Here is a 25,014-nt window from a genome sequence, read left to right as displayed (position 1 = left end):
ATGAGGATATGAAAGCTAAACTCTTAATTTTTAAGCTCGTTTTCCTCTTATCCCTCTCTGCCGAGGCCAAGGTCCTGGATATTATAAAGATCGGTGATCCGGTCCTTCGCGCCCAGGCCCAGGAACTCTCGATGGCGGAAATTGAGTCTCCAGAGATTCAGACTCTGGCCGATGATATGACCCAGACCATGAAATCTGCCGGTGGGATTGGTTTAGCGGCCCCACAAATCAACCGCTCCATTAGAATGTTTGTGATGGGCATGAAACCACGAGTACCTCTTACGGTTGTGATTAATCCGAAAATTGAGTATCTCGAACAATATGGACAGACTCAATCTCAGGAAGGGTGTCTTTCGATTCCTGGCAAAACCGCCATTGTGAAGCGCTACAAGCGCATTCATTTGAGCTATCTTGATCGCAAGGGACAATATGTGTCCAAAGAACTTTCAGGAATGGCCGCGATTATTGCGCAACATGAGTATGATCATCTTAATGGTGTGCTGATTGTGGATCTGGTTGAAACAATGAAGAGCACCATCAACTTTGGCTCATATGCCACAGCTCCACTAATGTAATGCTTCTTAAAGATAAGCTTAATTTGCATGGCCCCTAAGTAGACAACAAAACCAGTTTTGTGAATGATTACCTCCGCTAACGGAGGGACCATGAAAGTATACCTACCTTTACTGCCTCTAGCTTTCCTCGCTCTTGTATCTTCCTGTGGAAAAAGCAATTCCGATGCGGGCATTCCGCTGGATTCCGTCGGCATTAGGTCTATCGCAGCGACGAGTGGCTTTTTTATGGCCAATCTCACGACTCTGAATCCAGAGATCAATGGCACTGTTCCCGGAACCGCAGTCATTATTCGGGAGGGAGAAAAATTTCAAGTGTTCGTAAAGGCCAGCCCCGGAGGTGCCGGAGTTTGGCACCAGCAGAACGTGCACGTAGGTAGTCGTTGTCCAACCAAGGCCGATGATAAAAACGGTGACGGCATCATTGATATTGAAGAAGGTCAGAAAGTTTGGGGCAATGTGCTTATTCCATTAGATGCAGAGTTGAGTTCCCAGGACGCAGGAAAAGGTCGTTATCCAATCGGAGATGAGGCGGGAAATTATTTCTACGAACGTTTCACAAACTACGATGCTTTCTATCGAGATCTCATCTCCGAAGATAGAAATACCAACGACCATGTTTCAAAACTAGTGGGACCGCTGAACCTGAATAATCTTGTTATCGTGGTCCTCGGCGCCAATAAAGATGTGACGATTCCAGGAACCGTGGCCGCGCGCTCACCGCATTCTGCAGAACAGTCTTTCCCAATTGCTTGTGGCGTGTTTTCTCAAGTCACACAGATTCCGGGAGGCATTGATAGCGGTAACTCTGGTCCAGTACGTTCAGGAGATGGCAATGCGAGCGAACCGACTCCAACACCTGTACCAACACCAACTCCAGAACCGGAACCTGAGCCGGAAGTGGGGCCAACACCTGAACCACGTCCAAATCCAACCCCTACTCCAACTCCTGAACCGGAAGAGGAAGATGATGAGGATGATGATGACAACGTTTTAGATCGAGTTTCTGACTGGTGGAGAAGACGTTGGGAAGACATCGGTGGACGCCGTCGTCCCGTTCGTTTTGGTCGCACCGACATGAACCATTAAAGATCAGTATACTTTTTAGAATTACCCCGTGCTTTATCCACGGGGTATTTCTCAATGTTCTTCTGCATTTTATTCAAGACCGCTTTTTCCAAATCCATGTCGGTCTTACCCACAATCCGAAGCAGATAAATAAACACATCCGCCACTTCATCTTCGATCTTGGTTTTAAGTTTCGGATCAAGATGCGCGCGATTGGATTCTTCTTCCGTGAGCCACTGAAAAATCTCCATGAGTTCAGAACTCTCAACCGTCAGGGCCATAGAGAGATTCTTCACGGAATGGAATTTGTCCCAGTCACGTTCCTCGGCAAATTGTTTCACGATTTGTTGGATTTTAGGCAGATCGATGGTTTTCATACCTTGATTATGGCCAATAAGAAGCGAAGCGCCTACTCTAGATTTATGCATCCACGTAACCGTCATCAGTCCCGCTATGATTTAGAGGCCTTAAAGAAGAGTCATCCAGCTCTTGCGCCTTTTATTATCATTAATAAGTTCGGAGACGAGTCGGTGGATTTTGCCAACCCGGATGCGGTTAAAACGCTCAATCAGGCGATCTTAAAACACTTCTATAACGTTGACTGGGACATCCCAAAAAATTTTCTCACTCCACCCATTCCAGGTCGCGCGGACTATATTCATTTTATGGCGGACGTGATTGGAACCGGTCCAAAAAAGGTCCTGGACATTGGTGTAGGTGCCAACTGTGTTTATCCCATTATTGGAAATTCGGAATACGGTTGGGAGTTTGTGGGATCAGATATTAATCCTGAGGCATTGAAGGCCGCCCAGAAAATTTTAGATAAGAACCCTTCTTTGAAGGTGCAGCTCAGACTTCAAAAGTCTTCTGGGATTTTTAAAGGCATCATCGGAGAAAAAGATTTTTTCCATCTCACCATTTGTAATCCTCCCTTTCATTCTTCCAAAGAAGAAGCGGAAGCAGGCACCACACGCAAATGGAAAAATCTCGGGAAACACAAAGCACCTGTTTTAAATTTTGGCGGACAAAGTGCTGAGCTTTGGACCAAGGGTGGAGAGATCGCTTTCATTAAACAAATGATTCTTGAAAGTGTGGAGTTTAAATCTCAAGTTGAATGGTTTTCTACTCTGGTGTCTAAGAGCGAAAATCTGAATCAGATTTATCGGACTTTAGAAAAAGTTAAGGCCCGAAACATTCAAACAATTGAAATGTCCCAAGGTCAGAAAAAAAGCCGGGCCGTGGTGTGGCAGTTTTAACTCGTCACAAATGACATCACTCTAAGCGCACAACTATAACTCCTGTAACAAGGAGTTCTTCATGAAAATCACAGAAATAAAAAGCGAACTCGAAAAAGTTTCGAAACTTATTCCTGAACTTCGTAAAGATCTGGATGAGGCCTATACTCTGGACGCGGGTAAGAAGAGCCGAATTAAACTCCTGTGGCGTGAATACGAAGGTCGTTATAAGGAAATCCGCAACTCAAAACTATGGAGCACTCTCCAATAGGAGGCCTTATGGACTTTACACTCACCTCAAGTTCTCTGACTCCTGGCCAATCAGTTCCCAATCACTTCATCTTTGATGGTTTAGGTTGTCACGGTGATAATGTTTCTCCAGCTCTTGAATGGTCAGGGGCCCCGGATGAAACAAAAAGTTTTGCTGTCACAGTGTTTGATCCAGATGCTCCCACTGATCACGGTTGGTGGCATTGGGCAGTGGTAAATATTCCGGTGACAGTGACGTCCCTCGAAGAAGGAGCATCCAATAATCGCACTCTCCCCAAGGAGGCGATTGAAGTCATGACTGACTTTAATAAGACCGGTTATGGTGGGCCCTGCCCTCCTCGAGGTGACAAACCTCATCGTTATATTTTTACCGTTCACGCTTTAAGAAAAGAACTGGATGTGAAACCCAACACCAACGGCGTCTCAATTGAGAAGAAAATTGAGGCCAATAGTTTGGCACGGGCGAGCTTCACGGTTCAATATGGACGATAATATGAAGTACATTATTTTTATTCTCTTCATTTTCATGGTGGTCGCTTGCGACCGTCATGGAAGTGGTGACAGAGAAATTATGACCACCGAACAGCGGGCGGAAGACATGTTCCGAAAACCCGCATCCGAGGAACAGGGTAAAATTCCCGACAAGTTTCAGCCCATCGATCATGAAATAAAGAAGGACGAACCATGAAGTTTCTTCTTTTATTTTTTGTGAGTTCGGGGGCCTTTGCGGCCTTGGACATGAAACCAGGTCTTTGGTCAGTGGACATGAAAATCCATGACGATAATAAGACCATAGATATCACTGAAGAAATGAAGAAGAATTTGTCCCAGTTGAGAGATCGGATGGGGAAACACGCCTCCATTGGTGATGATGGAAAACTTCAGGTGTGCTACTCCCAGAAGCTCATCAATAGTCCGGAAATTCTTGCGGGAAACCAACAATCCAATTGCAAAACGGACGTGGTAAAAGACACTCCTACCCGTGTCGTCACCCGTTTTAAATGTGAAGACGGAACTTCCGGGAACTCTAATTGGACGGTCAAAAATGCCAAAAACTACAAGGGAAGGCTTCACATGGTGACCCCTAAGGGCGAACCTACTGATATTAAGTACACGGGGACCTTCATTTCTTCGGACTGCGGGAAAATTACACCGGTCCTCTAATGACGAAGGGCCTTCACCCATGGTAACAAGATGCAATGAAGTCTTCTTTTTACCAATACACTTTGCCTGAACTGCAGGAGCTCTTTGCTCTTAATGGCCTGCCCTCATCAGGGCCAGGGCTTATGTTCAATTGGCATTATAAAAAAAGAAAGACCGAACCTTGTGTGATTGATCTGGCCAAAAAAAGCATCGCCTTTGTGGACCAGAATTTTTCTTTTGATCTTCCACAGCTTGATACGGTTCATGAGTCTCAGGACAAAACGGTAAAATTTCTTTTTAAATTTAAAGACGATCAGAAAGTAGAAACTGTTCTTATTCCCTTTAACGGGAAATACACCATCTGTATTTCTTCGCAAGTGGGCTGTGCCATGAAGTGCAGCTTCTGTCACACCGGCACCCAAGGTCTCAAACGCCATCTTTCAACGGAAGAAATTATCGGGCAATTTCTAGAGGCCCAAAGATGGCTCACAAAAAATCGTCCGGATGATGATCGTATTTTAAATATTGTGTTCATGGGTCAAGGTGAACCTCTTCACAACTTCGATGCGGTTAAAAAGGCCTGTGAGATTTTTCTGACTCAACATGGACTCTCCCTTGCTCCTCATAAGATCACCATTTCAACTGCGGGATACCTTCCAGGACTTCAGCGTTGGAAAGCAGAAATGCCGAAGGTGAATATCGCGGTTTCTCTACATTCGGTGATTAAAGAAAAACGCGATAAACTTATTCCCATTAATCAGCGCTACCCGGTTGAAGATGTGATGAAGTTCGCGGAAGAAATTCCGGAAGGTCGCACGCGTTTTGTGACCTACGAATACCTCATGATTAAGAACTTCAATGATTCCGATGAAGACGCTCACATCACTGGTCGTGCGCTTCAAGGTAAGAACGTTTACATTAGCCTCATTCCGTTTAATCCGTTTCCTGGTACTGAATACGAGCGTCCAGAGATGCATGAGGTGGATCACTTTAAGAGCATTCTTGATACTTACAAAATCCCAACTCTGATTCGTAAAACCAAGGGCGACGAGATTCTAGCAGCTTGCGGGCAACTCCATTCAGGTAAGAAAGCCTAGTATATTCGTCTTCGCATAAACAAAATAATATTTAATTTTTTCCCTCAGCATGGTCGACAAGTCCCCGACTCAATTTGGGAGAAATCATGCAAAGTAAAAGTCTTCGAACCAGACTCCTGGCCGCTTTCTTGGGAGTTTCATCCTTTCTTGTCATTACCGCCACAGTGGCCCATTTCTCATCGAAAAAGGTCTTTAACGACTTTCATTTTGTGAGCACCGAGATCATGCAAACCGTGATCCTCGTGGGAAAAATCAACGAGGCGATGCTGACCGGAAATAGAAACTTGTTCCGCGCCTATCTCGCGGCCGATCTTAAGGCCATGAAAGAATCAAAGGACGCTTACATTCATGAACGTGATGCCCTTAATGAATATGTAAAACAATATCTTCAAGTGGAATTCATGCCCGGTGAAAAAGAAATTCTTCAGAAGTTCATTGATAACTTTAAAATCTATGATGAGAAGTCTCTCGCCTATCTAAACAAACTGGAAAACGGCTGGGACGTCCAATTAGTAAAAGACGAGGCCTATGTGACTCTCTATATTGATCTCCCCAATTATAGAAAGAGCATGACGGCAACTTTGAAAGAACTCATTCAGTTTAATGAGAATCTGGCCACGACGAAGACCAAGGAGGCCATTTCTGTCTATAAATCTTCAAGTATCATCACGATGGTGATTTCAGCTTTAGGCGTGCTCTTTGCGACATGCCTGGGACTTTTTATTTCTTCACGAATCAGTAAGACCTTAAATGGAATTTCCCAGGAAATTTCAACTTCATCGGATCAAACATCTCAGACGAGCCAGGAACTCTCCTCTTCTTCGGCCCAGCTTTCTCAGGGGGCCACTGAATCGGCCGCCTCACTGGAAGAAACTGTTTCTTCTCTGGAAGAGCTTTCTTCTATGGTGAAGTTAAACTCTGATCACGCTAAAGAGGCGAGCTCTCTTTCTCAATGCTCTCTTGCTTCTGCCGAACAAGGTGATAAGGAACTTACTCGTCTCATTACATCCATGGAAAGCATGGGAAAATCCTCTAAAAAAATCGAAGAGATCATTAATGTGATTGATGACATTGCTTTTCAAACCAATCTTCTGGCCCTCAATGCGGCGGTTGAGGCGGCCCGTGCCGGAGACCAAGGAAGAGGTTTTGCAGTAGTGGCAGATGCGGTAAGAAACCTCGCTGGCCGTTCAGCGGCCGCTGCGAAAGACATTAACGTCTTAATCAAAGAGAACGTTGAAAAGACGAATGAGAGTTCAAAAATGGCCAACTCTTCAGGTGTGGCCCTAAAGGAAATCGTGACTTCCGCCAAGAAAGTGGCCGATCTTAACTCTGAAATTTCCGCCGCCTCTCAAGAACAGGCCAATGGCATTGAGCAGATCTCCAAGGCCATGCATCATCTTGATTCAGCGATTCAATCCAATGCTTCTTCCTCGGAAGAAGTGGCAAGCTCTGCAGAAGAAATGTCCTCTCAGGCAAAATGCCTTTCACAACTTGTTTCTGACCTTCAGGTCTTCGTTGATGGTGGAAAGGCCCAAGTTAAAAAAGTTTCTAGGCCCGTTCAGAATCATGAGGACAAAAAACTCAAGCTCGTCAGTCATTACATAAGTAGTAAAAAACCGGCCAAATCAGTTCTTCCTTTTGAGACTGAAGAAAACATCCCGATTAAAAAAGCCGAAGGTTTTTAATCAGACTGCTCATCGTCAGGTCCATCTGCCCTTCTTGTGTCATGCTAGTCATGATTCAGGAGGGGCCATATGCATACTCAGGTTCTGATAGTTGGTGGTGGACCCACAGGTCTTATGATGGGTTCGCTCCTTCGTCGCTGGAATGTGAACTGTCGCTTAATTGATGAAGGCGAGGCCATCACCCGGGAATCCAAGGCCATCGGTATTCAGGCCCGTTCTTTGGAACTTTTTCAGAATTTAGGAATCGTTGATCACTTCTTAGAAAGAGGTCAGATTGGTTCCGGGGCCAAGGTCTTTTTAAACGGCAAGGAACGAGTCACAGTTAACTTTGGAGACATTGGCCGGGAAGACACGCCCTATCCCTTTGTGTTCTTTTTATCGCAGACAGAGACAGAAAAAATCCTGGTCGAGGACCTCAAGAAACTTCATCTTAATATAGAACGACAAACCACCCTGGAAGACTTTTATCAAGACGATCAAAAAGTCACGGCCACAATCAAAAGGCCTGATGGAAAGCAAGAGACTCTCACGGCCGATTACATCGTGGGATGTGATGGTTCCCACAGTAAAGTCAGAAAAATTTTGGATCTGCCCTTTGACGGGGCCGCCTATGATAGTGAATTTATCATGGCCGACACTCAGATAGATTGGGATTTGGACAATAGTCGCTTGATGGTCTTTGTTGATCCGGGCCATATCGGCGTTCACTTCCCTATGAAAGACCGAAGTCGGGTGCTGACGATCAGAGAAAATCACGATATGCCCGAGACTTCCGAGACCACTTCTTTTCCGGCCACTCTGCCTGAGATTGAAGAGAATTTTAAAGAGGCCGCTCATCGCGAAGTGAAACTTCACGACGCTGAGTGGGTCACTCGTTTTCATGTTCATCATCGTTGTGTGCGACAACTCAAAGTGAGACGTGCATTTTTAGTGGGAGACGCGGCCCATATTCATAGTCCTGTAGGTGCTCAAGGCATGAACACGGGTCTGCAAGATGCGGCCAATCTCGCATGGAAACTGGCCCTGGTGGTGAAGAAGAAATCCAAGGCCGACATCTTAGAGACCTATCATTCTGAGAGATGGCCCGTGGCCCAGAAACTTCTAAAATTTACGGATCGGATTTTTAGTATTGTGACCACCAAGAAAAAGACCTCTATTGCACTTCGAAGCATGTTCTTCCCTCTCGCTGCCAAAGTTCTCATGATGGGAAAGAGGGGCCGGGACTTTTTATTCGGGTTTATTTCTCAACTCAATATCCACTACTCTCCTAGTGTCGTGGTAGGAACAGGTGCCGGACAACGGATGCCAAATTTTGAGACCATCGGGGGAAAAGAGATCTTTGATTTACTGACGGGCTATAAGTTTCATCTTTTGGTCTTTGGGGACCATCCCTACAACGAACGCCTTATCAATGTGGAGGTCCATCATCTTCCATCCTGTAGCTTTAAAACGAATGGACTGGTTTTGGTTAGACCCGACGGATACATCGCCTTTCAGGCCAATGATCTGAGTGAAAAATCTTTGATCGAACTGGAGAAGTTTTTGGAGATTTCAGGGATTGAACACGAATTTTAGGCCGCTTTATTTTTAAGCTTGTCGTAGGCCTGATTGATCTCTTTCGTGTTTTGTTCTGCGAGCTTTTTAAAATCAGCTCCCATACTTGCCACTTTATCCGGATGATTCTGGCGAAGAAGATCGTAATAGTTCTTTTTTAAATCTGCTTTGGTAAAGCCCGGTTTAAGATTCAAAATCTCTTCTGGAGTTTTTGTAGGGGCCGGTTTTTTTGGAGGGGCCTCAGGTCTTTTCTGTTCCTGCTTAGGGCGCTCTTGCTTTGGACGTTCTTGTTTCGGCTGTTCTTTCTTCTTGGGTTCTTCTTTCTTAGGTTCAGGGGCCTTCATGAGTTTCATGCGGCGCTGGAAGTCTTCATAGTTTTTCACGGAATAATCTTTGGGAAGAAGATCAGTTGGAGGTTGATTATCAAACTCCTTCTTCGTGATATTCATATTTCTAAGAAGGAACAAGAATGGCAATTTAAAGAAGATAAAGTATCCGCCAATGAGAAACGCCAGAATGGGCCCCAGTTTAGTGGCCGCATTTATAAGGGTCGTGGTGTAATATTGAACGGGATCCATAGATAGCTTATCGTCTAGGTCTTCTATTTTCTTTAGAAGAAAAGACCACGAATTATCTATTGCTTAGAGGCCTTCTTAAGGGTCGATGAAGGGGTTCTTTTACTGTGATTCACTTCTTTTAAGCTCTCGCGTCCAGAGTTGTTGACCGCTCTGAAATTAAGACCTACTTTCTCTTCCAGATCAGCAATACAGATCTTCATTTCTTTACAGGCCTTCACAATCACCGGCCACTGATCATTGCCTTCAACACAAAGGCGATTTTTATCCAGATCTTTTCTAGCGACATGAACTTCCCGGGAAGTCAGCGAATCTGATAGCTGGAGTTCTTCACAGGTACGATTCAAAGTTTGGGCCACGTAATGGGCATGAGTGAGAGATAGAGCAATCGCCGCCACCACTCCTCCAACCACCACCAATTCACCAACAGCATGGGCCTCAGGAAGTATGAAACTGGTATAAGTAAAATTCTTTTCTCTCCAGATTCGTTCAAGCTCTTCGTGGGCCTTAAAAAGTTTACCGGGACCAAAATCAAGCTCCTTCCCATTGATCATGAGCTTGTATTCATCCAGGGCCTTGCCTATGAACTTTTTCCCGCGCAGATTAAAACTTATTTCTCCCTGATGAAAAGTCAGTTGTGGGAGATTCAATTTTCCGATGCCACCTAAGGTCTCTTCAAAATACCGCTGATCTTCTACCGGACGAAGATCAACCATGGCCTTCACCGAGTAAGTATGAGTTGCCCAAGCAGTATTTTGGATAAGAAAAATCAGAACGAAAAGGTACTTCATGTGACCTCCGTGGATACAAACTTATCGGCCGTGCGAAGAAAAATTCTTAATTTTCGCCTTCCATGCGAATGGTAGATTCCACTAGTTCTTTTAGGCCTTCATAGCCAAAGCGCTCAAGGGGTCTACCGTTAACAAAAAATGTTGGTGTCGCCTGTACATTCAAGGCCCTGCCATCGGCAATTTCTTGTTCAATCATTGATTGAATCGCCGGATCTTCCATGTCTTTTTTAATTTGTTCAACATTCACTCCGGCCTCTGGGAGGTAATTCCACACTAACTCAGGACGCGGGTGGTGATGATTCCCCCACTCTGGCTGGTAACGGAAAAGCGTTTCCAGGGTCTCCCAATAGCGGTTCTGTTTACGTGCGGCCTCTAGAATTTTGATGATGAAAACTGAGTTCCCATGAAAAGGAGCATAACGAACAACCAGTTGGATTTTTCCCTCGTACTCTTCTAGGAGCATTTTGGTAGAAGGATAAAATTCGCGACAGCTTTCACATTCCGGATCGAGAAATTCGACCACATAAACTTTGGCATCTGCGCGACCTAAACGTGGAGAATAATCTCTCACGAATGTTGAGAAATCTTCCTTGGCCATAAAACTCAAACGTTCTTGCTCCTTACCTTTATAAAGTTTTGTTCCCACCATAAACACAATGGCAAGAGACATGAGAGCAATAAGAACGATCATGATTTTATTTTTCATGGGAGATCCTCTTCATTAAAAGTAGTGAAACAACAATAAACGAGAACGCAACAAACGACATAAACGGAATGGTCACAAAACCAAACCATTGAATCTGAACCGTTGTACAGGAAATGCCCTGAACACAAGGGGCCGCACTCTCAGGGAGAATATGATAGTAAAGAAGGTTATGATAGAGAGCGATGATCCAGCCCACTATCGCCAGCGGCAGCGCGAATTTGGTGACTTTCTTTTCGTAGGGAAAAAGCCCCATGAAAAGAACCAGCACGAGTGGATACATGCAAATGCGTTGATACCAACAAAGAACACATGGCGGGAACTTCATGACCTCACTGAAGAACAAGCTCCCCAGTGTGGCCACCGCTGACATAAACCAAGAAAGAAAAAGAATCGTCCAGCCCATCATACGTTAATGAATACTAAGAAATAAATGACGGCCAGAACCATACGGTAAATACCGCAAACGATGAACGTCTTGTGATTAAGAATTTTCAGGAAAAACTTCACACTCAAGAAACCAAATACAAATGAAGTAAGAAGTCCCAAAAGTAAATAAATGTACTCCGCTTCCACCATCTGGGTCTTAACCTTTAATAGTGAATAGGCCGAAGCCGAAAGGATCGTCGGAATCGCCAGTAAGAAAGAAAACTTCACCGCTTCTTCACGAGAGGCCCCTAAAAGTCTTGCACCTAAAATGGAAGCGGCCGAACGAGAAACACCTGGAATAAAGGCCAAACACTGACTGAGACCAATCAGGAAGTAATGAACGTAAGTCAGTTTCTTCGGTTTAATTTTGGCCGTGAGGTTTTCTAAGAAAAGAAGAACAATCCCGCCAATAAAAAGTGATGAACAAACAACAACTGGTGTGAAGAGATACTTTTTCACAATCCCGTGAAGAAGAAGACCAAGGATGGCCGTAGGAATAAAGGCCACACCAATTTTTAAAATATAGGCATGGTCTTTGATCAGGTCCTTCCAATAAATATAAATCACAGCGAGAATCGCACCTGTTTGAATCACAATCTCAAACACTTTTAAGAAGTCATCATTGGGAACTCCGAGAGCATTTGACGCAAGGATTAAATGTCCTGTCGATGACACAGGGAGAAACTCAGTGAGTCCTTCAACGATACCTAAAATGAGCGAGGTAATGTAATTCATAAATAATAAGCCTTTAACGCAATCACAGATTAAAAATTTTTATTAGTTTCACTTCATCTTAACATAAGTAGTAGTTGACCATCTAGATTAACCTTCACTACGATTTTTCAAACAAAAACAAGAAGGTTTTATTTGAAAACTCTAATCGCTCTTCTCGCTCTCGGCCTTGCCCTTGGAGCTCAGGCAAAGACTTCAGTCTCTGTCATGAACTACAACGCTGAGAACTTCTTCGATACCAGGCACGATGCAGGTACTGAGGACTACACTTACATTTCTCTAGCTGAAAAAAAGAAAATCCCAGGTCACGCAGAAATCTGTCAGCAAATGGGTTCTTCTTTCTACATCAAAGAATGTCTAAACCTCGACTGGAACGAAGCTCGTTTCATGAAGAAGGTTGAAAACGTCTCTCGTGTTGTTCGCTCATATGATAGCACAGGTGCTGGCCCTGACATTCTAATTCTTCAAGAAGTTGAAAACTTAAACGTCCTTAATGCATTGGCCGCGAAAGGCCTTCGTAACCTTGGTTACACTTACCAAGTTCTCATCGACGGCGATGATTCTCGCGGCATTGATATCGGAATCATGTCAAAGTATCCGGTTATCAGAGCTCAGCACCACTCTATTTTTGTTAACGGTCAAAAACTTGATACTCGCGGTATCACCGAAGTGGCCATCAACGTTGAAGGCCGCACTGTTGTTGTTTTCGGTAACCACTGGCCAAGTCAGAGCAATCCAGCCGAAGACCGTATCGCTGCTGCTCAACTTCTTACTAACCTTGCAGCTTCAAGAAATGCGGACCTAATCATCGCAACTGGTGACTTCAATACAGTTGACTCAGATCGCCCATATCCGTTCAATTACCTGAATGGTTTTATCAATGCAGAAGCCGAAGCTCGTAAGATCAACCGTAATCTTAACCCTGGCACTCACTTCTATAAAGGCAGTTGGACTTCTCTAGATAGAATGTGGATTCACCGGAACTCTCGCCTAGCTCCAAACTTCGCAACTTTCCAAATCATGGTTCGCGATTTCCTCATGAAGCGCGAAGGTCAGTTTATGGTTCCGATGCGCTTTAATCACGCATCTGCCACAGGTTTTTCTGACCACCTTGGTATCGCCATGGAATTCAAATTATAATGACCTTGGGCGGGGTCCTAAGCCCCGCTCTTATTCTTCCTCTCTGATTACACTCCCTACATAATAGTCTTAAATTTTCTACCGAACTTGGTCCTCCCATTGAATAGGGAATAATGTGGTCATAATTTAAGTTACGAGTCGTTCCGCAATTAGTGCACTTTTTATCTCGTGCGTATACTTCTTGTTTCACAGATGCTGGAATGGCACGTCCCACTTTCGCTGGAGAAAGTGATTGGCGTGGCTTGGTCTGCTTAAACTTAGTTTTCTCCACAGACTTGATCGCTTCTTTCGCCATGAACTGAACCAATTGGTCCATCTCCATATCTTTCCCCAGAAGATTTTTAAGCTGATCAACCACTGCCATGGTTTCGTCTGATAAAACAAACGCCACTTGAACTTTGTCTTTTGAAATGCGTTTGGTTTTATCTTTTGTTTTCTCTTTTTTACCGGTGATTTCGAATAATTTCTGTTCGCATTCTTTCTTAGTAAGATTTTCAACTTCTTTAAAGACTTCACGTTTTTGAACAGGATCATCAATAAATTGATTCACTAATGAAATATTTGTGAGATTTAATTTTCCATCTTCGATTTTTTGCTCGATTTCTGGCATTTCCGCGAGAGCGCGGGCGGCGACGATTCGTCTTTGAGCTGAAGCTCCATCATAACCTAATTCATGAACGCAATAAGCGAATAAAGAAGAATATTTTAGATCGCAATAGAGCTTTCTTCGCTCTATTTCTATTAAGTGATGAAGCAACCTCGTGGTTGCACTCCTCTCAACACCCACCAACTTTTTTGTATCACTCAGTAAAATTTTATTTGCAACGTGGTTCAGTTTCATGTAGAACTTTTTACGGAAAAGATACGGAATAGTCAAGTATTAAAAAAGTCACTTTCTCCAGAGAAAGTAACAGACAAGTTCAGATGGTGGCCCAAATAAAGGAGGAACCTTATAATGAAGACATGAGCAAAGTAATTAAGGCAAAAGTCATTGCTGGAAGATACCTGGGAGAAATTGTCCGAATCACCAACATCAGCCAAGATGAGATGGGCCGAAAGAATGCGGCCTGTATGCTGGCCAAATGGTACACGTGCCAATCTTCGGGTCTCAGATCTTGAAATGATTCAAGAGGCTCCTGAGCCAGAAATTAAAAAGGCCAAAACTGCGTCGATGCCCTTCATTAGTGGTTCAACCAGTAGCCGTACAATGACTCACACTAAGAACATGGCAAAAAACAAAGTCGAAGTGAAAAATCACGTTCCTTCTGAAAAATATACTGCTGCCGTTTGTGAGACCTGCGGAGTTGAATACAATTTAGAAGATCGAAAAGGACAGGCCGGAAAAATTACCCAGTGTGAAAACTGTGCGGAAGAAACTGAGAGCAAGATGGAAGGTCAGATGATCTTTTCTCATAAAACCGGTGGCACGATTGAAATCAAGAAAGACGGAGAGCTTCGTCACGAGGCCCCGATTTTTGATCCTAAGAACAAGACTTAACGTAAAGCCTGTGAGTGATGTTGAACCACTGAAAGTCTCTGAGATAAGTGAACCCTACTTTCTCAATCACTTTAAGTGAAGCCGGATTCTGATAGACTGCGAAGGCATGAACTTGTGGAATTTTGAGTTTTTTAAAAAGGTAATCAAGAACGGCATTCGCGGATTCGGTGGCATACCCCTTGTTCCAATGATTAAGCATGAAACGATAGCCAAGTTCATACTCTGATTTTCCTTCAAGCTCGAACTTGTCGGCCCCACAAGTGCCGATAAATTCGCCGGTGGCCTTTAAGAAGATCGGAAACTTTCCAATGCCAAAGTTAGAAAAGTTTTGCATGCGAGCACGGACTTTTTCCAAGGCCTCTGCCTGGTCTTTTACAAGATACACTCCAGGAGGAGTAAAGCAGTTGTATCCCACATCCACGGACATCGCGAGGTAGTGTTTTACGTCCTCGTCTCTCCATGGACGAATGATAAGGCGATCGGTTTTAAGTTCCATAAATGAGCTTCTCTAATTCTTCGTCTGTATAATGACGAAGATTTAAGATGTCTTCATAAGAATCACCTTTGAGCTTTAGTCTTTGCGCAAAGGCCGGCTCGGTTTTTAGGCCCGATTTTCGAAGTTCAAGGAGTTCTTGATAAAAAGGAAGTCCACCTAATTTTAAAAGTCGCTCTTCGACCTGAAAATGAATCGAGGCCTTTTGTTTTACAGCGGGAAGAGAATCACAATAGATCTCAAAAGGAACACCCTCGAAGGTGAAGGTAATGACGTTGCCAGAAATTTTCCCGTCAGGGAATAAAGATTTAATTTCATCCACCTGAGCAGAAACGAGAATATCGAGATCAGAATCAGGGCGATGTAAATTCAATGGGAAAGTTCCTGTAACAAGAGGGCCGTAAGCTTTGAGTTTCTCTAGCACCTTGGAACCTACCAGAGCGCGGTAGACTCTTTCATTCCCTTCTAGATTCACCACACTCTCAAGTGAAAGATGGTGAAACTTTACGGCGCCATTTTTAAGTTCAATTTCTAACTCTCGGTTAAAGAGTTTAGAGAGCCCACCGGTGGAAAAGTTTTTTCCCACGTAACGGCGAGTAATGTCTTCGAATGGCACATCAATCACAACTTCAATATGCTCAAAACCTTCTTTTGTGATCTTCCCTTTCTTAGGAGCAGGAAGTTCAACCAGATCAATGAACCAGTGTTTGTAGCGAAAGGGCTCAAACAACTTATAAGTCGCAATTAAACGCCCATTCACTGGACTTTCAATCAGCATTTTACCAAAGTCAGCAAACAGGGTTTTAAAGTGCTCATAGCTCTCATCTGAGCCGGTACGAAAACACAGGTGATCAATCGACCAGTGTTTTTCAAGAGCAATCTCTTCTTCCGCAAATTCCACGAAGAGCTTCTCTAAAAATTCATAACCACTTTGATAAAATTGTTCTTTATTCATTGTTCACTTTATCTAAAAGTTCAGTAAACACTTCAACCGGTTGTGCTCCAGAGACGCCGTACTTCTTGTTAAAAACAAAAAACGGCACTCCTCTTATTCCGAGTTCCGTCGCCACTTCTTCATCTTCTCTCACATCCGTCACAAAACGGTTGCCGGAATAAAGCTCATCCAGTTCTTTTTGATCAAGACCTAGTTCAATTCCTAAAAGCTTTAAGACCTCAATGTCGCCGATGTCTTTGCCTTCACTGAATTTGGCCCTTAAGAGACGCTCTTTCATCTGGCCCTGAAGATGGTTCTGTTTTGCGAGATGAATTAAACGATGAGCATTGAACGAATTGGCCGGGACCTGCTTTTCCATATGAAAATCCAGTCCCGCTTTCTTGGCCATATCAGTGAGATTTTTATCCATCTCTTTTGCCCACGCTACATCTTTGCCATATTTCTTGGCCAGTAGCTCATGATGATTGGCCCCTTTCTGAGGGTTGGCCATAGGATCAAGCTCAAAGCTTTTCCATTCCACTTCTACATCATCTTTGTCAGAGAATTTTTCTAATGCTGCCTCGAGATGGCGCTTACCGATATAACAAAAAGGGCAATTGATATCTGACCAAACTTCAATCTTAATCATAGGGGCCTCCCTAGTTAAGTAAGTCTTGCAACACTGATTTAAACTCATCAATGCCGCCATAAACTCGAATAGACTTACTTTTGTATAATTTCCAAATACGTTCAAACTCGCGATCATCGGCCAGCATGCGACGTGTGATAATAGTGAGCTCTGTTTCGCTCAACTTATACTCTTCTCTAATCATTTTTATAAATAAACTAACCTGGCCAGAATCCATGACCTCATTCTAGTCCGTCTTGCATGACTCATAAAGCCCTCATTAGCATTTATTCGAGATAACAAGGAAGGAAACATGATTGATTTATATTATTGGACCACTCCCAATGGACATAAAATCCGGATCTTCCTGGAAGAGTCTGGAACACCGTATCGTCTTCATACCGTGGACATTGGAAAAGGCGAGCAATTCAAGCCTGAGTTTCTGGCCATCTCACCCAATAATCGAATCCCGGCCATTGTGGACCAGGAGCCAGATGATCAATATGGGCCTCTTCCCATTTTCGAGTCAGGGGCAATTCTTTGGTATCTAGCAGAAAAAAGACGTCAGTTTATTCCTACCAATGTTCGCGCCAAGGTCGATGTGGCCCAATGGTTATACTGGCAGGTAGCGGGTCTTGGCCCCATGGCCGGCCAGAATCATCACTTCCGAAATTACGCTCCTGAAAAAATCCCCTACGCCATTGAAAGATACGTTAAAGAAACCTCCCGTCTTTATAGTGTCCTGGATAAACATTTGGCCGACAGAGATTGGGTCGCGGCCAATCAGTACACAATTGCAGATATGGCGATTTATCCGTGGATTGTTCCTTACAAGCACCAAGGACAATCACTTGAGGATTTTCCCAATCTCAAACGTTGGTTTCGTAAAATTTCTGAACGAGAGGCCGTCCGCAGAGTCTACGAGATGGCGAAAGAGATTACCAGTCCAGATGCTCCCATGACTGATGAAGCTAAGAAGATATTGTTCGGACAAGGACCCAGACCATAAAATATTTTAAGAACGCAATCTTTGGTGCTGTGGTGGGAGGGATCGCAGCACTAGTGGCGGGATACTCCTATTCCGGAACGATCAAAGGAGCACTTAAGGCCTGGTTCATCGCCCTTGTTCTCTCCATTCTAGAAATCTCACTTTCCTTTGATAATGCTGTTGTGAACGCCATCATTCTAAAAAAAATGATTCCCAAGTGGCAGCACCGTTTTCTGACCTGGGGGATACTTATTGCGGTGTTTGGGATGCGTTTAATTTTTCCTCTCATGTTGGTGGGAGTTCTGGCCCACACAAATCCCATCGAGGCCTTGAAGCTCGCCATTGTATCCCCCCAAGAATATGCCCAGATTATGATAAAATCCCGCGTCAGTATTTCGGCCTTTGGAGGCGCCTTTCTGCTCCTCGTGGCAATGAAATATTTTTTTGAACATCGAAAGAAGGTCTATTGGATTGGTCTCATCGAAAAACCATTGAGCGCCATGGGTAGACTGGATGCTGCAGAAATTGCAGTCACGCTGTTTATCATTTATTTCTTTTCTCAGGTTCAAGCTCCTACTGAGCAAATGAATTTCATCGCGGCCGGTATTGGTGGAGTGATTACATTCATTCTAGTGGATGGATTAAGTGAGTTTTTAAACTCGAGCGGGCAAGGAAAGCATATCGACCTTAATCGCACGAGTATGAGCTTATTTCTCTATCTTGAAGTACTGGACGCTTCCTTTTCTTTTGATGGTGTTGTGGGAGCCTTTGCGATCACCAATAATCTATTTATCATTATGATAGGTCTCGGTGTGGGGGCCTTTTTTGTTCGATCCATTACGATCATGCTGGTGGAAAAAAACACCCTACATCAGTATCGCTATCTGGAACATGGTGCCTTTTATGCCATTGGAATTCTCGCCCTCATCATGTTCACTGGAACCGTTAAAGACATTCCAGAAGTCTTTACCGGACTGATAGGAATTTTGGTGATTGGATCGGCCATCATTTCTTCCATTCGATACAATGTGAGGAACTCATGAAACCCGCAGAGAAAGATCTTCATAAATATCGTCTTAAGTCATTCATAAAAAATGAGTCTATGGCCTTCACTCCACTGGCCGAGAAAACCGGCCAGCAACCTAAAAGAAAACGCGTTCATGATCTCAGAGTTTCCATTCGTAAAATGAGAAGCATCGTGGATGAAGACTTTCTCAAAAAACTTGGCAAGACCCTTGGAGATGTTCGAGACCTGGATGTGGCCATCCGGAACGCCAAGGCCTATCACTTGGACAACAGTGACCTCAAAAAAGAAAGAAAGTATCTTCGAAAAAAAATAAAGAAGTCTTTAAGGCCATCAAAACTTCACAAGCTCAACATCAAACTCAAATCCATCGTTAACAAAGTTAATCAAAAACCAGATGTTCCTGCCCGCGCCCAAGAGATGATAAAAAAGCTTCATACATGGGAGCATCCCATGAAGAGAGAAGAGCTCCATCCCTTTCGAAAAACCATAAAAGAAGTTCGTTACCTTTTAGAGGCGACCGGTCAGAAGACAGACTATTTAATAAATTTGCAGGATCATCTGGGCAAAGTTCATGATCTCGAGGTCTTTGCAAGATTTTATAAGAAAAATCCAACTATCGAAAAAGAAAGAGAAGTTCAGATTAAAGAGTCAAAAAAGCTCTCCCAACAGGCGATTAAGCGGGCCATCGCTGATCTTCGTGCTTTGACTTAAGCGTCAGTTGTCCTAGCATGGGGTATGAAAATTTTTATCCTTCTTCTAGCTTTATCAACTCATGCTTTTGCCAATAACGTCACTCCTTTTATCGAGGGCCTTAAAGCCGACATTCTCCTTTTAAGAACCACTCGGGCGCAGGAACTTCATCATCACATTCGTATAAAAGCATTCGGTCTTTTGGGCCAGGTCATGAGTCCTGATGCGGTGGCGACCTATAATGGGAACCTCAATCTCATCAACTTAGATAAAACTCTTCTCAATGGATCAAGCATCCGAGATGCTCGTGAAATTCGAGGTCCGATGTTTGCGACTTATAAGAACTCGACGATCTTTCACGAACTGGGCCACGCCGAACTAGATGTGTTTGTGGAAGAGAAAGAAACTTCTGTGGATGAAGCTCTCATGAGCTTCTATGAATCAACTTTAAAACCATTTTATAAAAAGAATTTCCCGGGTTTTAATCCGCATACAGTGTTCCATGAACACTTCTCTTACTACCGCTCGGACCTGATTGATTTTTTATACAATGAAGTTGATAAAGTCTTTATGAGCAACGGTTTTAACAAGATGAAGAACAGCTGCTTCCTCACTGCTCAACTAAAAAAGAAACTACAAGATGGAACAACTTTAGATGAGTTCACTGGTTTCTTTGGTGATTCAGAAGTGACTTATCAGAAAGAAGTCAAACCTCAATATGTTTTTGTGAAAGGAAAAGATATTGATCTCTTTAAGGCCCCCAATCACGAAACCATTTTAAAAGAAACGTATCGTCTTTTCTGGAACTATCACATGAACTTTTATGGCCAGGCCAATCATCAAAAAGAGCTGGTCGCTCGTTTAAGAGCAACATCTGTGGCACGAACGCTGGAGGCCTGTCGTAAAAAACTTTGGCAGGACTTTCAGAATAGTAAGTAAGTCAGTAAATTGTCTTTCGTCCTCATTGGTGCTTCAATGGGGTCATGATCACGGAAAACGTTGTTATCAAACATCACTACTCCTGGATCGACATCGAACGACCGCTCAAGGTCGACTATGAATTTCTGAAAGAAGAATTTCACTTGCCCCAGCTCCTCGTTCAAGACTGTATTAAACCCGGACATTTACCCAAGTATGAGCATATGGAAGAAGGCCACTTCCTTTTGAGCCGTGCTTTTGATCCTGCTTCCGCTGAAGACGACATCACGGTGCAGGGGCTCACCAATAAACTGGGCATTTTTATCATGAAAGAGCGAATCATTACCGTCCATAATACAGAGCTCAACTTTCTTCGAAAATTTGCTGATATTAACAAGGATAATTTCCCTGAAACACTTCCAGGGATGGCCCATCAAATGATGAGAACAATCATTCTGACCTTTGAGGAGCCGATTCTTAAACTTCAAGGGAACTATGAGGACTTTGAACACGACGTTTTATCGCGCTCCACGGAGTTCTTAAGTACTAACCGCGTGTATCATTTTCGACGCCAGATATTCGTCTTAAAGAGTATGTTAAAGCAAAACCAAATCGCCCTCTTTCACTGCAAAGAATTTTGGGGAAGTCACAATTCCCTTCTCCAAGACCTTCGCGAGGATATTGACCAGTTGTATTTTCGTTTGGATGATTTGTCTCATAACTTTGATCAGCTCTTTGCCCTTTATCTCTCGATCAATGAACAACGAAGCAATGAGGTCATGAAGATTCTGACAGTTTTTGCCACGATTCTTCTCCCTCTGACCTTTATTTCTTCTTTCTACGGGATGAACTTTGATCATCTTCCTGGAATCCACACCACATTCGGATTGGGTGCCACCATCCTCCTGATGGTCTTCTTCACATTCATCGCGATCTGGTATTTTAATCGTCGTGGTTGGTTTAAACCGAAAGCATAGTCCTACTGATAAATCCTGTTCTGAATAGTTTCATCTGACTCCACTTGAGGAAGTCTAATTTTGAAGGCGGTATTGTCTTCGTCCCGAATAAAGTTAAAGGACCCACCGTGTTTCTCCACAATATCTTTCGCAAGAACCAATCGGATTCCACTATCCACGTTTTCCTTGGTGGAAAGAAATGGCAGGGAAAGCATGTTTTCCATTTCTTCATCTTCCCCAGTGCTGGAATCCCGGATGATAATTTCCACTGAGTTTCCTCGGCTGCGGCAATTGATATCAATCCATTTTTCATCTAATTGGTCGATGTTCTCGACCGAATTATTAATGAGTGTGAGAAACACCTGTTCAAGTTGAATCCGGTGTCCCTTCACAAGTTTTCCACCCAATCCATTGGTGGTCACGTTCACATTATGGTTCTTTAAGCGCTGTCCATAGAGCATTAACACATGATCGATCACCTCCGAAACACTCAGGACTTCGTTGAAATCATGGGGATAAATGAACTCCCGAAGGCCACGAATACTTCGAGAAATCCGGTTGGTTGAATTCAGTATGACTCTCAGACCTTTCTCGCTATCATCATCGTGCTTTCTACGCAAAAGCTGCTCAATCTTGGCATTGATAATGGTCAGGGCATTATTAATTTCATGGGTCACACCGGCCGAAAGGATTTTATACTCGGAGAAAATAGAGTGACTAAAAAGCTGCTTGTTCCGAATATGCAGAACTTTCTGAAGAAACTTCTCCTGTTTTTCAAACACAATTTCGCCGTATAGCGGATAAAGAGACACACTAAAAAGAAGAAGTAAGAAACCATCCACCCAAACACCGAATTCGCGTCCGTCGATATCTGAGACCCAAAGAGGAAAAGTCATACGTGTTAGGAAGTAGGCCAGAATGAGTAACGATGTCCAATAATGAAGGAGCCCAAAGTTTGAACGTTCGGGGCGTAAAAATGCTTCAAGGATAAAAGAGATACCGATTAGACCCACCACTACCGCAAATGGTGCAATGGCCACAGGAAGCTCAAATCCCACACTTCCTAATCCCAAAGAAATGAGGGCCCCACAGCCAAGAGCAATCAGATGAAAGCGCTTAAAACAATTTATGCCCGTCATGTCCGACATAAGCATGGTTGAAGTTCTCACCGTCCACACCCATGGAATAACACTGTAGGCCCCAAAGAAAAATGATGTTCCCACCACAGCGATGAGAGAAGCATAAAATTCGCCCAAATGTAGAAATTCATCTTTCTTCGTTTGATAGTATTTTATAAAGGCCAAACCCATGGAAAGGATGGAAGGAATGAGCGAGGTTAAAAACAAGAACGAGAGACTTGTTTTCATAGATTGAGTTTAGTGGAAGGAGCACTACTTGAAAATTAACTAAGATGGTTGCTCTATTATGAGTTTATTTTCCACACGCCACACCCCAGGAAGCGATGAAACAATTTCTTCCGCTCTACGCTTTGCCTGCTCTGAGTGCACTTTGCCATTTAATAAAACATTTCCACTTAAAACGATTGTCTCGATGAGAGATGCATCTACTTCTTTGCTGTCGTACAAATGCTTCATGATATCTTGATGAAGTTGATCATCAGGCCGCTTTAATCCGTCTTCATGATCAAAGAGAGAATCCTTACGTTTATAGCTCCAACTCGAACCGGGGAAAGAGCTTCCAAAATCAAGAGGTCTTTCTAAATTCTCATGCAAATAAGAAATCCAATCCTGATCTTCTTCATTCTCATAATCAATCTTGGGCTTCTTCTTTCGAAAGATGATTTCTTCCATTCTTTCATTCTAAGAATTCAAATGTCAGTGACAATAAACCGAGCTAATGGCCCATCAAATCTTTGGCCTAAGTTAAATGGTGGCACCATGCACAGGGAGTTATGTTTATCCGCACAACAAAAAACCAAACAAGTGAGGACAACGTGAAATTCTTAATCGGCACTCTTTTTGTTCTTTTAACCATGAATAACCTTTATGCTGGGGCAAACATGAAAGTTGAGGGCACGTGTTCAGGACAACTAAAGAATGGTCAACCAGTCAGCATTTCTTATTATTCTGACTTTGATGGTTGTAAAACCAAGAGTAACGGGGCCATTAGCTTTAATGGTGAAGAGAACAACGGATTAAGAACTGGTGAGCGCTCATTCAAGAACGATAAAGATCTTTATGACTTTGATGATGTGAAACTCGTCTTCGCTAACTCCACCGGAAATACTTCCGGAACATTGACCTACTCGGATGAAAATAATCAAACTCAGCATGTAGAACTTCAATGCGAAGTCCGCGACTATGAATATATGGATTGTTAAAGTAATTTTTCAGGCACAAAAATGGCGGAGAGGTTCGCCTTGAACCTCTTCCACCAGGTCGTCTCAGGCTCTTTATCGTATTTAACTGTTTTATCATCTTTCAATGTTTCCCAGCGTAGATCATTACCCTTAAGCACCACATGATAGGCATCTTCCTGTACAATGGTTTTCACCTTTTGAGCGATATCTCGTGCTAATTCCGGACTCTCTACTACAATACCCATTTCTGTATTAAGACTTTTTGAGCGAGGGTCAATATTCATAGACCCCACCACAATTTTCTTCTGATCAAAAACAATCAGCTTCCCATGAAGTCCAGAGGTGGCACTTGATCCAATGGAACTTTTATTTTTCTCTTCTCTATTAGATCGAGGCATAAGTTCGTAGAGCTTTACCCCTTTCTTAATCAGGGGTTCTCGGTATTTTCTATATCCCGAAAAGACCGTCGTCACATCATTGGAGGCGAGGGAATTGGTAAGCACCCATGTATCAACACCTTTACTGCGAAGTTCTTTAAAGGTCTTCATTCCTTTTTTTCCTGGAATAAAATAAGGGGAAATAAGGATAAGCTCTTTACTCGCCTCATTTAAATTGGCCCGAAGATCATCGGCCAGGAGTTTGGTTTTTTCATCAGGATTGAGTTTTTCTGGTGAATCATAAAAGGCATGGGCCTTGCCCCAATAAAGATCAAGCTTTTTATCAAAAAATTTTTCAATAAGATGATGAGAAAGAACCCGCTCAGCATATTTGTCGGTCTTGGCCTTTTTCTGATCAAGAATGGACTTCTCTTCAAATTTTTTCATGTCTTCTTTAGTAATTTTTTCCTGTGAAAGTTGGGCCACTGGAAAAGCAATATCACTGTTCCAGTAAGTATCAAATTCTTCTGAAAGATCTTTCACCAATGGGCCTATTGTCCAAAGATCAAAGTCACCGAAGTTCATATCATCGCTCGCCCCAAAATATTCGTTCCCAATATTTCGCCCGCCAAAGATGCCAATTTGGTTGTCAGCAATAAAAACTTTATTATGCATGCGGCGATTTACCTGACTAAAGCGGAAGGCCTCCATGACCCGGGCCTTGCGATGAGCAAAGGGATTGGCCAGACGGACTTCGATAAAAGGATGTGAATCGAGAATCAAAAGCCCCTTATCGTGCTTACCTTCATTGAGATCATCCAATAACAATCGGACCCTCACTCCTCGATCTGCGGCCTTAAGAATTTGCTTTAAAAGCGCACGCCCAGTTTCATCGTCGTGCCAGATGTAATATTGAAGATCTAATGTCCGCTCAGCCTCTAGAACTGCAGCAAGTCTAGCGGCCAATGCATCTTCCCCATCACCTAAAGGATAAAACCCATTGAGTTTAGGATGAGCGGCCAGTTCTTTTTGAATGGAATGATAGATCTTAGTATTGGGAGAACTGTCAAAACTATAGGTCAGCTCTTTCTTTGAAGGCTCAGGTAGGCTCGCACAACCGCTAAAAAATAAGAGAAGTAGAGTTAGCGTTCTCACCACTGAAGTCTAACATTGACTGACAGTATTCTTGAA

33 protein-coding genes are annotated in these 25,014 nt (G+C 43.3%); 19 read left to right on the top strand and 14 right to left on the bottom strand.

All coding sequences use genetic code 11. From position 1 onward, the window contains the following. Window positions 1-8: 8 nt before the first annotated feature. Together def and ACJVC5_RS12530 are read left to right on the top strand one after the other, a co-directional pair. Window positions 9-575, top strand: coding sequence for a peptide deformylase (gene def / locus ACJVC5_RS12535; protein WP_408095862.1), 567 nt, complete (start codon window positions 9-11; stop codon window positions 573-575). A 90-nt stretch (window positions 576-665) separates the two neighbouring features. Continuing rightward, window positions 666-1,661, top strand: coding sequence for a hypothetical protein (locus ACJVC5_RS12530; protein WP_408095861.1), 996 nt, complete (start codon window positions 666-668; stop codon window positions 1,659-1,661). On the opposite strand, the gene ACJVC5_RS12525 is transcribed toward ACJVC5_RS12530, so the two are convergent. After that, window positions 1,658-2,017 (bottom strand): nucleotide pyrophosphohydrolase, encoded by a 360-nt coding sequence (locus ACJVC5_RS12525; RefSeq protein ID WP_408095860.1) that lies wholly within the window; start codon window positions 2,015-2,017, stop codon window positions 1,658-1,660. The genes ACJVC5_RS12530 and ACJVC5_RS12525 overlap by 4 nt on opposite strands. 9 nt (window positions 2,018-2,026) lie before the next feature. On the opposite strand from ACJVC5_RS12525, the gene rlmF reads away from it, so the two are divergent. The 8 genes from rlmF to ACJVC5_RS12485 all read left to right on the top strand — a co-directional run bounded on the left by rlmF (window position 2,027) and on the right by ACJVC5_RS12485 (window position 8,645). Beyond that, complete coding sequence (gene rlmF, locus ACJVC5_RS12520; RefSeq protein ID WP_408095859.1) at window positions 2,027-2,896, top strand: 23S rRNA (adenine(1618)-N(6))-methyltransferase RlmF; 870 nt, start codon at window positions 2,027-2,029, stop codon at window positions 2,894-2,896. Window positions 2,897-2,957: 61 nt separating this feature from the next. Continuing rightward, complete coding sequence (locus ACJVC5_RS12515) at window positions 2,958-3,146, top strand: hypothetical protein (protein ID WP_408095858.1); 189 nt, start codon at window positions 2,958-2,960, stop codon at window positions 3,144-3,146. Between the two features lie 8 nt (window positions 3,147-3,154). Next, on the top strand, window positions 3,155-3,637 hold the full coding sequence (locus ACJVC5_RS12510) for a YbhB/YbcL family Raf kinase inhibitor-like protein (RefSeq protein ID WP_408095857.1): 483 nt from the start codon (window positions 3,155-3,157) through the stop codon (window positions 3,635-3,637). A gap of 1 nt (window position 3,638) precedes the next feature. After that, complete coding sequence (locus ACJVC5_RS12505; protein WP_408095856.1) at window positions 3,639-3,833, top strand: hypothetical protein; 195 nt, start codon at window positions 3,639-3,641, stop codon at window positions 3,831-3,833. Next, window positions 3,830-4,309 (top strand): DUF3617 domain-containing protein, encoded by a 480-nt coding sequence (locus tag ACJVC5_RS12500; RefSeq protein WP_408095855.1) that lies wholly within the window; start codon window positions 3,830-3,832, stop codon window positions 4,307-4,309. The genes ACJVC5_RS12505 and ACJVC5_RS12500 overlap by 4 nt, the downstream gene beginning before the upstream one ends. A gap of 35 nt (window positions 4,310-4,344) precedes the next feature. Then, window positions 4,345-5,385, top strand: coding sequence for a 23S rRNA (adenine(2503)-C(2))-methyltransferase RlmN (gene rlmN / locus ACJVC5_RS12495; RefSeq protein WP_408095854.1), 1,041 nt, complete (start codon window positions 4,345-4,347; stop codon window positions 5,383-5,385). Window positions 5,386-5,471: 86 nt separating this feature from the next. Then, window positions 5,472-7,070, top strand: a complete 1,599-nt coding sequence (locus ACJVC5_RS12490; RefSeq protein ID WP_408095853.1) for a HAMP domain-containing methyl-accepting chemotaxis protein — start codon at window positions 5,472-5,474, stop codon at window positions 7,068-7,070. Window positions 7,071-7,139: 69 nt separating this feature from the next. Further along, window positions 7,140-8,645, top strand: coding sequence for an FAD-dependent monooxygenase (locus tag ACJVC5_RS12485; protein WP_408095852.1), 1,506 nt, complete (start codon window positions 7,140-7,142; stop codon window positions 8,643-8,645). On the opposite strand, the gene ACJVC5_RS12480 is transcribed toward ACJVC5_RS12485, so the two are convergent. The 5 genes from ACJVC5_RS12480 to ACJVC5_RS12460 are packed head-to-tail and all read right to left on the bottom strand — an operon-like array spanning window position 8,642 to window position 11,857. Next, window positions 8,642-9,202: a J domain-containing protein gene (locus ACJVC5_RS12480; protein WP_408095851.1), complete on the bottom strand. Its 561-nt coding sequence runs from the start codon at window positions 9,200-9,202 to the stop codon at window positions 8,642-8,644. The two genes, ACJVC5_RS12485 and ACJVC5_RS12480, sit on opposite strands and share 4 nt — an antisense overlap. Window positions 9,203-9,258: 56 nt before the next feature. After that, the gene (locus ACJVC5_RS12475) at window positions 9,259-9,990 is read right to left on the bottom strand and encodes a hypothetical protein (RefSeq protein WP_408095850.1); all 732 of its coding nucleotides are present in this window, start codon (window positions 9,988-9,990) and stop codon (window positions 9,259-9,261) included. A gap of 46 nt (window positions 9,991-10,036) precedes the next feature. Beyond that, window positions 10,037-10,696 (bottom strand): DsbA family protein, encoded by a 660-nt coding sequence (locus tag ACJVC5_RS12470; RefSeq protein WP_408095849.1) that lies wholly within the window; start codon window positions 10,694-10,696, stop codon window positions 10,037-10,039. Continuing rightward, on the bottom strand, window positions 10,686-11,102 hold the full coding sequence (locus tag ACJVC5_RS12465) for a disulfide oxidoreductase (RefSeq protein WP_408095848.1): 417 nt from the start codon (window positions 11,100-11,102) through the stop codon (window positions 10,686-10,688). Before ACJVC5_RS12465 ends, ACJVC5_RS12470 begins: the two co-directional genes overlap by 11 nt. Next, entirely contained in the window at window positions 11,099-11,857 is a 759-nt protein-coding gene (locus ACJVC5_RS12460; protein WP_408095847.1) for an undecaprenyl-diphosphate phosphatase, read from the bottom strand. Before ACJVC5_RS12460 ends, ACJVC5_RS12465 begins: the two co-directional genes overlap by 4 nt. Window positions 11,858-11,989: 132 nt before the next feature. On the opposite strand from ACJVC5_RS12460, the gene ACJVC5_RS12455 reads away from it, so the two are divergent. Further along, entirely contained in the window at window positions 11,990-12,994 is a 1,005-nt protein-coding gene (locus ACJVC5_RS12455) for an endonuclease/exonuclease/phosphatase family protein (RefSeq protein WP_408095846.1), read from the top strand. Here ACJVC5_RS12455 and ACJVC5_RS12450 read toward each other — a convergent pair. Beyond that, window positions 12,984-13,835 (bottom strand): HNH endonuclease, encoded by an 852-nt coding sequence (locus tag ACJVC5_RS12450; protein ID WP_408095845.1) that lies wholly within the window; start codon window positions 13,833-13,835, stop codon window positions 12,984-12,986. The genes ACJVC5_RS12455 and ACJVC5_RS12450 overlap by 11 nt on opposite strands. A gap of 122 nt (window positions 13,836-13,957) precedes the next feature. Between ACJVC5_RS12450 and ACJVC5_RS12445 the strand changes: the two genes are divergently transcribed. Both ACJVC5_RS12445 and ACJVC5_RS12440 read left to right on the top strand, forming a co-directional pair. Continuing rightward, window positions 13,958-14,113, top strand: a complete 156-nt coding sequence (locus ACJVC5_RS12445) for a hypothetical protein (RefSeq protein ID WP_408095844.1) — start codon at window positions 13,958-13,960, stop codon at window positions 14,111-14,113. A 1-nt stretch (window position 14,114) separates the two neighbouring features. Then, entirely contained in the window at window positions 14,115-14,492 is a 378-nt protein-coding gene (locus ACJVC5_RS12440) for a hypothetical protein (RefSeq protein ID WP_408095843.1), read from the top strand. On the opposite strand, the gene ACJVC5_RS12435 is transcribed toward ACJVC5_RS12440, so the two are convergent. From ACJVC5_RS12435 to ACJVC5_RS12420, 4 genes are read right to left on the bottom strand one after another with little or no spacing between them, the layout of a single operon-like run. Then, a complete protein-coding gene (locus tag ACJVC5_RS12435; protein ID WP_408095842.1) occupies window positions 14,476-14,988 on the bottom strand; it encodes a GNAT family N-acetyltransferase in 513 nt (170 codons plus the stop codon). The two genes, ACJVC5_RS12440 and ACJVC5_RS12435, sit on opposite strands and share 17 nt — an antisense overlap. Beyond that, on the bottom strand, window positions 14,978-15,940 hold the full coding sequence (locus tag ACJVC5_RS12430; protein ID WP_408095841.1) for a VOC family protein: 963 nt from the start codon (window positions 15,938-15,940) through the stop codon (window positions 14,978-14,980). Before ACJVC5_RS12430 ends, ACJVC5_RS12435 begins: the two co-directional genes overlap by 11 nt. After that, window positions 15,933-16,568 carry a DsbA family oxidoreductase gene (locus ACJVC5_RS12425; protein ID WP_408095840.1) on the bottom strand — a complete coding sequence of 212 codons (636 nt, stop codon included), beginning with the start codon at window positions 16,566-16,568 and terminating at the stop codon, window positions 15,933-15,935. Before ACJVC5_RS12425 ends, ACJVC5_RS12430 begins: the two co-directional genes overlap by 8 nt. A gap of 10 nt (window positions 16,569-16,578) precedes the next feature. Next, entirely contained in the window at window positions 16,579-16,785 is a 207-nt protein-coding gene (locus ACJVC5_RS12420) for a hypothetical protein (protein WP_408095839.1), read from the bottom strand. 75 nt (window positions 16,786-16,860) lie between these two features. Here ACJVC5_RS12420 and ACJVC5_RS12415 point away from each other — a divergent pair, with 75 nt between their 5' ends. From ACJVC5_RS12415 to ACJVC5_RS12395, 5 genes are read left to right on the top strand one after another with little or no spacing between them, the layout of a single operon-like run. After that, a complete protein-coding gene (locus ACJVC5_RS12415) occupies window positions 16,861-17,556 on the top strand; it encodes a glutathione binding-like protein (RefSeq protein ID WP_408095838.1) in 696 nt (231 codons plus the stop codon). Then, window positions 17,553-18,578: a DUF475 domain-containing protein gene (locus ACJVC5_RS12410; RefSeq protein ID WP_408099240.1), complete on the top strand. Its 1,026-nt coding sequence runs from the start codon at window positions 17,553-17,555 to the stop codon at window positions 18,576-18,578. Before ACJVC5_RS12415 ends, ACJVC5_RS12410 begins: the two co-directional genes overlap by 4 nt. Then, complete coding sequence (locus ACJVC5_RS12405; RefSeq protein ID WP_408095837.1) at window positions 18,575-19,273, top strand: CHAD domain-containing protein; 699 nt, start codon at window positions 18,575-18,577, stop codon at window positions 19,271-19,273. Before ACJVC5_RS12410 ends, ACJVC5_RS12405 begins: the two co-directional genes overlap by 4 nt. A gap of 24 nt (window positions 19,274-19,297) precedes the next feature. Then, a complete protein-coding gene (locus ACJVC5_RS12400) occupies window positions 19,298-20,191 on the top strand; it encodes a hypothetical protein (protein ID WP_408095836.1) in 894 nt (297 codons plus the stop codon). Window positions 20,192-20,235: 44 nt separating this feature from the next. After that, the gene (locus tag ACJVC5_RS12395; RefSeq protein ID WP_408095835.1) at window positions 20,236-21,147 is read left to right on the top strand and encodes a CorA family divalent cation transporter; all 912 of its coding nucleotides are present in this window, start codon (window positions 20,236-20,238) and stop codon (window positions 21,145-21,147) included. A 2-nt stretch (window positions 21,148-21,149) separates the two neighbouring features. On the opposite strand, the gene ACJVC5_RS12390 is transcribed toward ACJVC5_RS12395, so the two are convergent. Beyond that, complete coding sequence (locus ACJVC5_RS12390) at window positions 21,150-22,493, bottom strand: sensor histidine kinase (RefSeq protein ID WP_408095834.1); 1,344 nt, start codon at window positions 22,491-22,493, stop codon at window positions 21,150-21,152. Between the two features lie 39 nt (window positions 22,494-22,532). Then, a complete protein-coding gene (locus ACJVC5_RS12385; protein WP_408095833.1) occupies window positions 22,533-22,937 on the bottom strand; it encodes a BON domain-containing protein in 405 nt (134 codons plus the stop codon). Window positions 22,938-23,080: 143 nt separating this feature from the next. Here ACJVC5_RS12385 and ACJVC5_RS12380 point away from each other — a divergent pair, with 143 nt between their 5' ends. Then, window positions 23,081-23,467 carry a hypothetical protein gene (locus ACJVC5_RS12380; RefSeq protein ID WP_408095832.1) on the top strand — a complete coding sequence of 129 codons (387 nt, stop codon included), beginning with the start codon at window positions 23,081-23,083 and terminating at the stop codon, window positions 23,465-23,467. Here the strand turns inward: ACJVC5_RS12380 and ACJVC5_RS12375 are convergent. Then, window positions 23,464-24,978, bottom strand: a complete 1,515-nt coding sequence (locus tag ACJVC5_RS12375) for a phospholipase D family protein (RefSeq protein ID WP_408095831.1) — start codon at window positions 24,976-24,978, stop codon at window positions 23,464-23,466. The two genes, ACJVC5_RS12380 and ACJVC5_RS12375, sit on opposite strands and share 4 nt — an antisense overlap. Between the last annotated feature and the right edge of the window lie 36 nt (window positions 24,979-25,014).

Origin of the sequence: Peredibacter sp. HCB2-198, from assembly GCF_045999315.1 — a bacterium.
Lineage (GTDB): Bacteria > Bdellovibrionota > Bacteriovoracia > Bacteriovoracales > Bacteriovoracaceae > Peredibacter.
Note: the sequence above shows the minus strand (reverse complement) of the source record. Positions and strands in the feature narration are given on the sequence as shown.